The following is a 12849-nucleotide window of genomic DNA, read 5'->3' on the forward strand; positions in this document are numbered from 1 at the left end:
GCGCACTCCTGTTCTATGACAACGAGGTCACCCTAATCCGCCCGGCCCGCCGGTCGTAGGGCGGCGTCGCGATGTCTCGCGCGTTGGTCAACGCCGCGTGAAGACCGCCACGGTGCGCCCCGGCACGGCGAAGGTACCCGATTCCGCCGTGTACGCCGCCGACCTGACGACCGGGTCCGCGCCCGAGGCCTGCTCGGGATGGAGACGGTAGTGCTGCCCGGCGAGCTCGGCGATCCGCTGCTCCTGCTTCTCGGGCGTCGCGTTGAACACCACGACGAGGTCGCCGAGCCGCATGGTGATCACTCCTGGTGTCTCGTCCTTGCCGGACAGCGGGAAGGACAGCCGTGACTGCACCCGGTCGGCCGTGCCGAGGGAGAAGGCCCGCTCCGTCGTGCGGATCCTCAGCAGGTCCCGGTACGCGGCGGAGGCTCCCTCGATCTGCGGGCAGCCGACCCGCACCGTACTCAACAGGGGCTTGGCGTAGGGCCACTTGGACCGGTTGTCGGCCGCCATGGGCAGGCCCCGGCCGAACCCGTTGCCGTCCGCGCAGTTCCAGTGGACGGCGTTGAACCAGTCGCCGCTGTCGAAGGAGTTGCGGTCCAGTGACTTCGAGCGCAGCAGATCGGTGCCGGCCTGGGAGAGCGCCGGGCCCTGCGAGAGGGTGGCGGTGGCCATCGCCAGGACCTGCATACGGGCCCGGTCGGAAGCGGAGGTGTTCCGCGGCAGCTTGTAGGTGAGGGCGTCGAACAGCGACTCGTTGTCGTGCGCGTCGGCATAGGCGAGCGCGTCGCCCAGGGCCTTGGCGTACCCGGCGGGCGCTCCGTTGTAGTCGATCTCCGCGCCGGTGACCTTCTTGCCGCCGGAGTCCGTGAAGCGGTAGGCGGCGAGGTTGCCGGTCAGGCCCACCTTGATCAGGTCCTGGTAGTGCAGGAGGCGGGCCTTCTGCTCCGCCTTCGTTCCGTTGGCCGTCGAGGAGTTGGGGTCGGTGTACAGCCCGGACGCGAAGCCCTGGACGCCGGGGTCGGGGTCGAAGGGGCTGCCGCCGCGCACCGCGTCGCGGGCGCGGTCGGAGAAGGTCGCGACGCCGGTGCCGGCCATGTTCTGCTGCGTGGCCTGTACGAAGCGGGCGTCGTCGGCGACCTCGCCGAAGTTCCAGCCCTCGCCGTACAGGATGATCTTCTTGCCGTCGACGCCGTCCTTGTCGACGGTCAGCGCGTCGAGGGCCTTGCGGACGGCGAGGATGTTGGCCTTCGGATGGTGGCCCATCAGGTCGAAGCGGAACCCGTCGACCTTGTACTGCCTGGCCCAGGTGACGATCGAGTCCACCACCAGCTTGCCCATCATCGCGTTCTCCGGCGCGGTGTTCGCACAGCAGGTGCTGGTGGCCACCGAACCGTCGGCGAGCAGGCGCTGGTAGTAGCCGGGCACGATCCTGTCGAGCACGCTGGTGTCCGCCTGGCCGCTCGCCGCCGTGTGGTTGTAGACGACGTCCATGACGACCCTGAGGCCGTCCTGGTTGAGCGCCTGCACCATCCGGCGGAACTGGACCGTGCGGGCCGTGCCGTCCGGGTCGGTGGCGTACGAGCCCTCGGGGACCGTGTAGTGGTACGGGTCGTAGCCCCAGTTGTAGGCGTCCTTCGCCGCGGTCCTGGCGACGCACTCCTGCTGCTGGTCGGAGTCGGCCGGATAGGAGGCCAGGTCGCAGTCCGGCGCGGCCTGGTCGGCCTTCCGCTCGGGGATGGTGGCGATGTCGAAGGCGGGCAGGAGATGGACGTACGAGGTGCCCGACTTCGCGAGCTCGCGCAGGTGCCTGGAACCGTCGCTGTCCTGGTCGGTGAAGGCCAGGTAGGTGCCCTGGTCCTTGACCGGGACGGTCGGGTCGGCGATCGAGAAGTCCCGGATGTGCAGTTCCTGGATCTGCGCGTCCTTCAGCGGTACGGCCCTGGGCTTGCGCAGGGCCGACCAGCCGTCCGGGGCGAGGGACCTGTCGTTCAGGTCGGCGACGAGGCTGCGCCGGGAGTCCGCGGTGAGGGCGACCGAGTACGGGTCGGTGACCTCGTTGGTGACCACCCTGCGGACGCTGGGCGCCCAGACCTTGACGACGTACCGGTAGGGCTTGCCCTTCCAGGCCTTCGGGCCGGTCACGGACCATACGCCGGTGGCCGCGTCGCGGCGCATCCGCACGGTGGTGCCGTCGACGTCCAGCGACACCTTCTGCGCGGTGGGCGCCCAGACGGCGAGGGTCGGCCTACCGTCCCGGAACACCGGCCCGAGCTTCGCCTTGGTCGCGCCCGGGTACAGGTCGTCGAGCACCCCCGCGATCTGCACGCCGGTCGCTGCCAGGACGGCACCGTTCGCGGCGCGCTGCGAGGCGACCAGCTGACCTTCCAGTGCCTGCCGCACCCGGTCCCGGTCGCGCGGGTCGACGGACCAGGCGGTGTAGTCCTTCAGGTGCGGGAACTTCGCCTTCTGGGCGTCGGTGAGCGTGGTCTTCGACAGCCGCAGCCAGCGTTCGTCGTCGCTGGCCAGCGTCCCGTCCTTGACGGTGATCGAGCCGTCGCGGGAGTACAGCAGCTGGGTGGAGGCGGCACCGTCGGCGCCGTTCCAGGCGAGCGTGTTCCGGTCGATCCAGATCGCCTTGGAGGTGGTCAGGTCGAGGGCGGCGGCACTGCCCGCGGGCTGCGGCAGCAGGTACTTCTCCTGGCCGTTCAACAGCCACACCTCGTAGCCGTTGTTCTTGAGGTCCAGCGACTGGTCGGTGGGGAGATCCTTGTCGTCGCCCTTGTGGATGATGTAGCTGAGGCTGGTGGCACCCTCGTTGAGCGGTACCTCGAAGACCGCGCCATAGGCGTCAGTCTTCACCGGTTTCAGGGGGTTCGACCAGTCGGTGGGGTTCGCGGCACCCGTCCAGACGTGCAGGCCCCATCCGTCGTAGTTCCTGTCCGCGCGGTGGTAGTGGATGACCGCCTTGGTCCTGTCCTGCGCCGGGTAGCCGGGCTTCTCGGTCAGTACGTCCGTCTTCCCCTGCTCGACCCACACCTCACCCGTCCTGGTGACGTCGATGGACCGGTCGGCGGAGACGTCCTTGTTGCCGTCCTTGTCGACGACCAGGAAGCCGACGTTCGAGGCGCCCGGCTTGAGCCTGACGTAGGCGAAGGCGCCGTAGGCGTCCCGGCCGGTGAAGGGGTGACCGGCGGGCCAGGTGGTGGACTCGCCGTCGGCGATGTCGCCCCAGGCGTACAGGCCCCAGTCGGCGTAGTCGCCGTCGGTGCGCTTGTAGTGGACGATGGCGTAGTCCCGGGAGGAAGCCGTGGGGACCTCGGGCGCGGGCGGGGTGCCGGTGGTGCTTTCGGCGGTGGCGCTCGCGGTGCGCCCGGCGGAGTCGACGACGACCGCCTTGTAGCGCAGGGCGGTTCCGGCGGGCACGTCCTCGCCGATGACCTGGGTGACCTTGTACGGGGCGTGGTCGGCGGAGCCGAGGATGTGCCACTTGCCGTTTCCGGCCTGGGCGGCGAAGACGACGCGGTCGAGCTGTCCCCCGGTGACGTCGGCGGACAGCTCGACGGTCCCGGTGGCACCGGACTCCGGGGCCTTGAGGATGATGGTGGGCTTGGTAGCGGGCTCGGCGAGGGGGCCGGCGGCCTTGTAGACGACGGCCGAACCGGCGGGGACGGTGAGCGTGAGCCTGTGGTCGCCGTCGGACTCCACGGTGTCCTTCGTCCCGTACACGCCCCGGTACGACATACCGGCCGAGCCGGTCGCGAAGGCGGCCCTCCGCACCTCCCCCGCGTTGTTGAGGGCGACGACGTACTCCTGGCCCGTCCTGGCGTCCGTACGGGTGAAGGCGTAGATCCCGGCGCCGTCGGCCGCGTACCGCTCGGTCTGGACTCCGTCCGTCAGCGCCGGGTTGGCCTTGCGGAGCCTGGAGAGGGCGGCGATCTCCCGGTAGAGCGGTGCCCCGGTGTCGTAGGAGTCGCTCGCGTGGGTGCGGTCGGTGCCGATCTCGTCGTCGTCGAGGTAGTCGGCGACCCTGGAGGCGAACATGGTCTGGCGGGCGTCCTTGTCGCCGCCGGAGCCGGTGAAGCCCTGCTCGTCGCCGTAGTAGACGACCGGGTTGCCGCGGCTGAGGAACATCAGCTCGTTGGCCAGCCTGTCCTTGGCCAGCAGTGCGGCGTCGGACGCCTTCGGGTTGTCCTGGTTCAGGAAGTACCCGATCCGCCCCATGTCGTGGTTGCCGAGGAAGGTGACCTGCTCGTAGGCGTTGGCCTTGCCGGTCGTGTACTTGTAGTCGTCGCCGAAGACCGACGCCAGCTTCCGCGCGCTGCCGCCCTGGGAGGCGTACGAGCGGGCCGCGTCCTGGAAGGGGAAGTCGAGCGTGGCGTCGAGGCGGCCGCGGGTGACGTACGGCGACGTGACCGACGTGTCGGCGGAGTAGACCTCGCCGAACATGAAGAAGTTCCTCCGGCCGTGCGCGGCGGCGTACTTGTCGAGCGCCGTCGCCCACTGGGTCCAGAACTCCATGTTCACGTGCTTGACGGTGTCGATCCGGAATCCGTCGACACCGAAGTCCCTCACCCACCGCTCGTAGATCTTCTCCATGCCGTGGACGACCTCGGGACGTTCGGTCCACAGGTCGTCGAGGCCGGAGAAGTCGCCGTAGGTCGCGGACTCGCCGGCGTAGGTGGAGTCGCCCCGGTTGTGGTACATCGTCGGGTCGTTGAGCCAGGCCGGGACCTTGCTGTCGCCGGTGACCCGCGGGGTGCGCGGGAAGGAGCCGGCGTCCACGGACGGGAACCTCCTGCGGCCGTCCGCGTAGTCGGCGTCGTCGAACGGCCGCCCGTCCTTCGTCAGGTAGGGGAAGGCGCCCTTGGACAGGTAGTCGTACGATTTCTCCTGATAGTCGACGACGTCGGCGGTGTGGTTGGTGATGACGTCGAAGAAGACCTTCATGCCCTTGGCGTGCGCCTTGGAGATAAGGGTCCGCAGGTCCTTGCCGGTGCCGAAGTGCGGGTCGACCTGGGTGAAGTCGGTGATCCAGTAGCCGTGGTAGCCGGCGGAGACTCCGGTACCCCCACTGCCCGTGCCCTGCACGGGGCGGTTCCTGAAGATCGGCGCCATCCAGATGGCCGTGGTGCCGAGCCCCTTGATGTAGTCGAGCCGCCTGGTCAGGCCCTTGAGGTCGCCGCCCTGGTAGAAGCCCTTGTCGGTGGGGTCGTAGCCGGTACTGAGACGTGAGCCGGTCAGGCCACCGCGGTCGTTGGACGCGTCTCCGTTGGCGAAACGATCCGGCATGACGAAGTAGAACTGCTCGCGCGTGTCGTCGTGCCGGGCCGGCTGGGCGGCGAGCGCGGCGTCGGAGGGCGGTGGCGGCGGGGTGGCGGCGTGAGCCGCCGTCGGCTGGATCAGGGCGGCCGCGAGAGCGGCGGCGGTGACCGTCGCGGCCCGTCTCGCTTGGCGCGTACGGCGCCACCGAGGCGCCGGCCATCTCGGTATCACAGGCGGTAACTCCTTGCGGCTACGGCTCTCTTGGGCCCGACCCCGACACCGCGGACGCGGCTGCCCACCGGGCGACCGCGTGACCGTACCGCCGACGAAATACTTACAGCAAGAGGCATGAAAGCAACGGCAAGAAGTTTCACTCCGGTTGCCGGATGCGCCTAACGGGTGAAGAGTGGCTTATGTGACGCATGTCGGCCCGTAACGAACGAAGGGTCGCCCTCGGCGACTTCCGCCCGCACCTGGACGCACCATGGCCAGACTCCCCCGGCGACACATCCTGCACCTGACCGGCATATCCGCCGTGACCGCCGCGGCGCTCGCGCTGCCCTTGACCCCGATGGCGTCAACGCCGCCCTCACCTGGGCCTTCGTCGCCGCCTTCGCCCGGCCCGTCGACGCCCGGCGCGTCACCGCCAGGTCAGTCGCCGCCGGACACCACCCCTTCGCCCCCGCCCTCCCCGGCCGATACGCCCGGGACACCGAGCCCGTCCGATACGGGGGGTTCGGACGGTTCGCCGGGGAATGGCGAGTCGCCCCCTTCTGCCGGTGACGACACCCCGGACTCCCAGGCTCCGAAGCAGCAGAAGAAAGAGCTTGACGACGCAACAAAGGTTCTGGAGCAGAAGAAGGCGGAAGTCCCGGGGGAACTGGCCCCGAGCGTCGAGCAACTGACCGCCACGCTGCGCGCGGTGGACGCCCCGGGGACGCCGCCCCAGAACCGCGACGCGGTCATCCGGACCGCACGGTCGGTGAGCTCCGCCCTGGCGGTGATCGACGATCCGGGGACGCCGCGTGCGGTGCGGGCGCAGTTGACCGAGCTCGTGAAACAGGTGGCCTCCACCGTGGGGGCGGCGGACAGCCCGGGGATACGACCTGAGATGCGGCGCGCGTATTTCTATGCCGCGGACAAGTCGGCAAACGCCTATCGCCTGATCGACAACCCCGAGACACCGCCGGCGGTGGCACACGCCGCGAACAGGATCATTGCGAACCTGGCCCGATCCGCGCAGCACGACGCGAAAGGGAAGTCTTTCAAGGAGCAGAGCTCGACGCGCACCGGCCAGGAGCCCGGACCGGCTGTGCTGCAACTGGCGACGGTCCTGGCAGCACTCGGCGACCAGCACTCGTCCGACGACGGAGGCCGGAGCTCTTTGGCCCAGACGGCGGGCGAGGCGAGTTCGTCGCTGGACGGATCGAACGATCCTGGGGCATCGGACGATGCACAAGAGCAAGCGCGACAGGAACTGCAGAAGCAGCTCACTGAACTGGAGAAGGGGTTCGACAAGTACCTGTCCGCTCAGCCCCTGCCGTCCGAACAGCTGGGCAAGGCAGCCGAGGTCTGCACCAACGCCATTTTCGAGACAGCCTCGGAGGGAACGCTGGCCAGATACCTGGAGAGCGTTCTTCCGCATACGTGGAACACGGCGGGCGTCAGCGATTTCTGGAAATCCGAAGAAAAAGGGAACGATTCCCTCGAAATCTTCACCCAGTTGCGGAACGAGCACATCACCGACGCCCCGATGGCCATCAAGCAACTCGTCCCCAAGCTCGCCGACTCGGTGCCGGCAAGCCAGCTTTTCACCGCTGTCGGCAGCTCGGCGCTGCACTGCCTACGGGCCGCTTCGCAGCTCGACCAGAACGGGATCGATTCGGGGACCTGGGTCAAGATGGCCGAGGAGCAGAAATAGAACGCGTCAGTTCCGCCAGGGACACCTCCGTTCTGGTGTAGACCGTGGACAGGCCGAATCTCTCGACTTCCCTCCTCTCCTCCTGGAGAGGGGGCGCTCCCGGTTTCTCGAAGTGGTACGAAGAAACGGAGTATTCCGGGGGAGCGCTCGGGCCCCAGCCCGCCAACACATAGCGAGGGCCGTGTGTCACGTTGACCAGGTTGTTGTTGTGGCGCACCTTGCCGAGGTACAAGAGGCGATTCCGGCACCAGCCCGTCAGGCAGCAGAACTTTCCCTCTCTCGCGTGCCAGGACGGGTGCTGCACTTCGAACGCACTCACATCGATCCGTCCTCGGTCCTTCCTCATGAAGGTGAGCTGGAGGTCGACGCTCAGCAGGTCGTACTGGGCGCTTCTGGGAACCTGGAGAACGTGCTCCCGAGTGTCCTCCTGCCCGCTTTCGAGTACTTGCCCGGGCTCATAGAAACGCCCTCTGCTGAGGGCGGTGTAGGACAGCTGATCAACATTGGTTTCCGAATCCTCGGCGTTCTTCTGGCGGTCGACACTCCGCTCCCACTCGTCCGCCGACGTGTCCCCCTTCTCGGAGTACTTCGCAGTCCTTCCGTAGACCGAGAAGTCATCGATGACGATGTACACCGAATACGCTCCGGTGTTCTTCACGGAAAGCTTCAGCGGCACCTGAAGGAATGGGTGCCGGGGATCCGCACGTGCCGTACCGAATTCGGCATTGAGAGTGAAATGCAGGGGGGCCGCTGTGGGGGCGTACATGGTCGAGTACGTCAGACTCAAAGCGGTGAAGAGAGTCGATACGGCCACTCCGGCGGCGAATTTCCTGGGATGCGGAACTCCCTTCCAGGATCTTTCCCGGAGCAACAGGCACAGTGCCCACACGGACCAGAGCCAGAGAGGCATGAACGCCAGCATGTAGGGCGTGTATTCCCTCTCGTCCAGCCACATGAGTATGAGCAGGCTGTCGGTGGCCAGCGCTATGAGGACGCCGAGCAGTGAGAGCGCACCGGAGATTCCGGACCGCCGTTTTCCCCACTGATCGATTGCCGCCGCCGCTGCCGCGATCTGCACCAGACCGGACAGGACGAGCACGGCCCCGGTCACCCGTTGCGCGAAGGTCAGTGCGCCGAAGACGTCCGGCCTTCCGATCGTCACGTTGAGGACCGCGGAAGCGAGCAGTCCCGTCGCCATCAGGACGCTGACCGCCCGCCTTCTCCAGGTCCGGTCCGGCCACGTGTCGCTGCCCCCGCCGCGCCAGTACACGTACGCCGGGTCGTCCACGTCCACGTCGGGGTGTCCGAGACGGGTCAGCAGTTTCCGCAGTTCGCGCAGCGTCCAGACACCGCCGACAGCGTCGCCGCCTACGGTGACCCGGCGCAGACCCCGGCCGTCCGGTGCCTCGACGACGATCCAGGGACGGATGCTCATGGAGCAAGCCTCGGACCGGAGCGGGGACGGCGCACGCGCGGTTGCTCCGGTCGGGCGAGGTTCAGCAGCTCGACTTGCCGGCGTAGATCGCCAGCGCCATGTTCGAGCCGAGAGTGGCGGTGAACTGCCCGCCGGAGTCGACGGTGACCGTCGTGTTGCTCTGGACGTTGCAGTACGTGCCCGCCGGCAGCGAGGTCCGGTAGGTCCGGCTGAGGGACGAGGACTCGTGGTTGACGGCCACGTAGCCCTTGCCGCCCCGCCCGAAGGCGATCGCGTTGTTGCCGTCGTCCCACCAGTCGGTGACGGCCTGCCCCCGGGTCGCGTTGCGGAAGGCGACCATCGACCTGATCTCCGGCCAGGCGTGCTGGCACTTCCAGCCGTCCCGCCAGCAGGCGTTCACGGTGCCTCCGTTCGGCGGTCCGGCGTCGGCGTCCGTCCACTCGTACCCGGAGTTGATGTCCGGGGCGCCGTAGGGCCAGGCCAGCATGAAGACGTTGGCGAGGGTGTAGTCGGCGCCGTCCTTGTAGTTCAGGGTGGAGCCGTTGCGCTCGGTGTCGTGGTTGTCGACGAAGACGCCGGCGACCGAACTGCTGAGGTAGCCCCAGCCCTCGCCGTAGTTCTTCAGGTAGGCGAGCTTCTCGTTGTGGAAGACGCGCTTGAGATCGTAGGCGTAGCGGAACTCCTGGACGTCCCCGTTGCCGGTGTACTCGGACGGCTGGACCGCCTCGCCGGCGCCGTAGATGACCTCCTGCTTCCAGTAGGCGGAAGGGTTGTTCAGACGGGACTTGATGTTGGCCAGGTCGTCCGCCGGGATGTGCTTGGCGGCGTCGATGCGGAAGCCGTCGACGCCGAGGGAGAGCAGGTCGTTCAGGTAGCCGGCGATGGTCTTGCGGACGTACTCCTCGCCGGTGTCCAGGTCGGCCAGGCCGACGAGTTCGCAGTGCTGGACGTTCCAGCGGTCGGAGTAGTCCGTCACCGGGGAGGTGCAGTCGTCGAAGTCGTGGACGGAATACAGTCCGGGGTAGTCGTACTTCGTGTACGAGGAGCCGCCGGTGCCGGTGCCGGAGCCCGCCGACATGTGGTTGACGACCGTGTCCACCACGACTTTCACGCCTGCCGCGTGGCAGGTGTTCACCATGTCCTGGAAGGCCGCGCGGTCGCCCAGCCGTCCGGCGATCCGGTAGCTCACCGGCTGGTACGACGTCCACCACTGCGGGCCCTGGATGTGCTCGGCGGGCGGGGAGACCTGGACGTAGCCGTAGCCGGCCGGGCCCAGCGTGCTGGTGCACTCCTTGGCGACCGAGGCGTACTTCCACTCGAACAGGACGGCGGTGACGTCCTTGGTGCCGGGTGGGGAGGCGTGCGCGATAGTCGGGTTCATGACAAGGGTCGCCGTGAGGGCCAGCGCCCCGAGAAGAGTTCTGCGTGCCATGTGGGGTCCTTCACCGTTGAAGGCGCTTGCTGAAAAATTCCAGCCACGTTGCGATGACGCAGATGTTAAAGGCCCGCCGCCTGAAAAGGCAGCGGGCCGGGTGAAGTTGATGCAAGAACTTGCCGAGGGACCGTCAGACGGCCGTGAACCACACCGTCGTGTCGGCCGGCACCTTCGCCTCGCCGTCGGCCTCGGTCACCTCACCGCTGGTGAGCAGCACCCGGCCGTACGCCGGGGTCGTCACCGCCTCCCCCGTGGTGTTCGCGACGCACACGAACTCCCCGCGCCGGAACGCGAGGACGCCCTCGGGGGCGCGCAGCCACTCCACCGCGTCGCCCGCACCGAGCGCGGGGTGTTCCCGGCGGGCGGCGATCGCGGCGCGGTACAGCTCCAGCGTCGAGTCCGGCACACCGGTCTGCGCCTCGACGCTCAGCTCCCCCCAGCTCGACGGCTGCGGAAGCCAGCTGCCGCCGCTGCCGAAGCCGTACGAGGATCCCGTGCGGGTCCACGGGATCGGCACCCGGCAGCCGTCGCGGAAGCCGTCCTGGCCGGCGCCCCGGAAGTACGCCGGGTCCTGGCGCACCTCGTCGGGCAGGTCGACGACGTCGGGGAGACCGAGTTCCTCGCCCTGGTAGACGTACGCCGAGCCGGGCAGGGCGAGCATCAGCAGGGTGGCAGCGCGCGCCCGGCGCAGGCCCAGCGCACGGTCGCCCGCCGCGCGGATCTGGGTGCCGAGGCCGGGCGGGTTGGCGAAGCGGGTGGCGTGCCGGGTGACGTCGTGGTTGGACAGCACCCAGGTGGACGGGGCGCCGACCGGGCGCATGGCCTCGAGGGTGCGGTCGATGACCTGGCGGAGTTCGTCCGCGTCCCACGAGGTGCTCAGGTACTGGAAGTTGAAGGCCTGGTGGAGTTCGTCCGGACGGACGTAGTGGGCGGTGCGCTCGACGGTCGGGGTCCAGGCCTCGGCGACGAAGATCCTGTCCTCGGAGTACTCGTCGAGGATCAGCCGCCACCGGCGGTAGATCTCGTGCACGCCGTCCTGGTCGAAGAACGGCATGACATCGTTGCCCAGCAGCTTCACCTGGTCGTGGACGCCGAGGTCGGGCAGCCCCGCCGCCTTGACGAGGCCGTGGGCCACGTCGATGCGGAAGCCGTCCACGCCCATGTCCAGCCAGAAGCGCAGGATCGAGCGGAACTCGTCCCCCACCGCCGGGTGGTCCCAGTTGAAGTCGGGCTGTTCCGGCGCGAAGAGGTGCAGGTACCACTCTCCGGGCGTGCCGTCCGGTTCGGTGACCCGGGTCCACGCCGGGCCGCCGAAGATGGACTCCCAGTCGTTGGGCGGGAGCGCGCCGTCCTTCCCCTTGCCCGGGCGGAAGTGGTAGCGGTCCCGCAGCGGCGAGCCGGGGCCCTCGGCGAGCGCCCGCTTGAACCACTCGTGCCGGTCGGAGGAGTGGTTGGGCACGATGTCGACGATGACTTTGAGACCGAGCCCGTGCGCGTCGCGGATCAGGGCGTCGGCGTCCAGCAGGTTGCCGAACATGGGGTCGACGGCGCGGTAGTCGGCCACGTCGTAGCCGGCGTCGGCCTGCGGCGAGGCGTAGAACGGGCTGAGCCACACGGCGTCCACGCCGAGGTCGCGCAGATAGGGGAGTCTGGAGCGCACGCCCTCCAGGTCGCCCATGCCGTCGCCGTTGCTGTCGGCGAAGCTGCGCGGATAGACCTGGTAGATCACCGCGTCCCGCCACCAGTCGCGGCGCTGGGCGACGGTGGCGACGGCTGACTCGGTAACAGGGCTGGATGCCGGGTCGGCGGAGTGCTGGCTCATGGCGTCCTTGTGATGGGTGCTTGCAGTTCGGTGAAGAGGCGTCCGCGGTCCGGTTCAGCCCTTCGTGCCGCCGGCGGTGAGGCCGGTCACCAGGTTTTTCTGGACAAGGTAGAAGAACACGGACACGGGTATCGAGATCAACACTGCGGTGGCGGCCATATAGTTCCACTGCGCGTCGTGCTCGCTGACGAAGCTCTGCAGCCCGACGGCGAAGGTGTACTTCGAGTCGTCGAGCATGAAGGTGGTCGCGAAGGCGACCTCGCCGACGGCCGTGATGAAGTTGTAGAAGGCGGCGACGGCCAGCCCCGGGCGGGCCAGCGGCAGGATGAGCCGCGCGAAGGTCCCGAAGGGTGTGAGCCCGTCCACGCGGCCCGCTTCGTCGATCTCGAAGGGGATGGTGTCGAAGTATCCCTTGAGCAGCCAGGCGCTGTACGGCACGGCGGTCGTGCAGTTGATGACGATCAGGGCCCAGTAGGTGTCGATGAGGCCGAGCTCGCTGAAGATCTCGTACATCGGCACGATCAGGATGGCGATCGGGAAGGCCTGGGTGAGCAGCAGCACCCACATCAGCGGCCTGTAGCCGGGGAAGCGCATCCGCGAGACGGCGTAGCCGGTGGTGGCGGCGACGAAGACGCCGATCAGGGTGGTGCCGAGGGCCACGATCATCGTCGACTTGAGCCAGTCGAAGAAGGCGGTGTGCCGCAGCACGAAGTCGTAGTTGGAGAAGGTGAGCTCGCCCAGGATCTTGCCCGGGTGCAGGTAGTCGTCCTTGTCGGGGCCGAGGGACAGGAAGATCAGCCAGGCCACCGGGGCGAGCGCGACGAGACTCGCGAGGGTGAGGCCGGTGTGCAGGAGGGCGGCGCCGAGCGGGCCGCGCTCGCCGCGCCGGCGGTCGCGGCGGGCGGGCCGCGCGGCGGGGGCGGGCCCGGCGGGTGTCTTTTCCAGGGTCGTGGTGCTCATGGCGGCGGCTC

6 protein-coding genes are annotated in these 12849 nt (G+C 68.4%); 1 reads left to right on the forward strand and 5 read right to left on the reverse strand.

Annotated elements, in window-relative coordinates; all coding sequences use genetic code 11:
• Positions 1 to 87: 87 nt before the first annotated feature.
• Complete coding sequence (pulA, locus tag ACWC21_RS29045; RefSeq protein WP_450885965.1) at positions 88 to 5496, reverse strand: pullulanase-type alpha-1,6-glucosidase; 5409 nt, start codon at positions 5494 to 5496, stop codon at positions 88 to 90.
• A gap of 253 nt (positions 5497 to 5749) precedes the next feature.
• Here pulA and ACWC21_RS29050 point away from each other — a divergent pair, with 253 nt between their 5' ends.
• Entirely contained in the window at positions 5750 to 7186 is a 1437-nt protein-coding gene (locus ACWC21_RS29050) for a hypothetical protein (protein WP_450885966.1), read from the forward strand.
• Here ACWC21_RS29050 and ACWC21_RS29055 read toward each other — a convergent pair.
• The 4 genes from ACWC21_RS29055 to ACWC21_RS29070 form a co-directional block, all read right to left on the reverse strand.
• Positions 7161 to 8621 (reverse strand): hypothetical protein, encoded by a 1461-nt coding sequence (locus ACWC21_RS29055; protein ID WP_450885968.1) that lies wholly within the window; start codon positions 8619 to 8621, stop codon positions 7161 to 7163. The genes ACWC21_RS29050 and ACWC21_RS29055 overlap by 26 nt on opposite strands.
• A 61-nt stretch (positions 8622 to 8682) precedes the next feature.
• Entirely contained in the window at positions 8683 to 10053 is a 1371-nt protein-coding gene (locus tag ACWC21_RS29060) for an alpha-amylase (RefSeq protein WP_450885969.1), read from the reverse strand.
• 133 nt (positions 10054 to 10186) lie between these two features.
• Positions 10187 to 11878: a glycoside hydrolase family 13 protein gene (locus tag ACWC21_RS29065; protein ID WP_450885971.1), complete on the reverse strand. Its 1692-nt coding sequence runs from the start codon at positions 11876 to 11878 to the stop codon at positions 10187 to 10189.
• Between the two features lie 54 nt (positions 11879 to 11932).
• A complete protein-coding gene (locus ACWC21_RS29070) occupies positions 11933 to 12838 on the reverse strand; it encodes a sugar ABC transporter permease (RefSeq protein WP_450885972.1) in 906 nt (301 codons plus the stop codon).
• Positions 12839 to 12849: the final 11 nt, after the last annotated feature.

It is taken from the genome of Streptomyces sp. NPDC001348 (assembly GCF_053597535.1).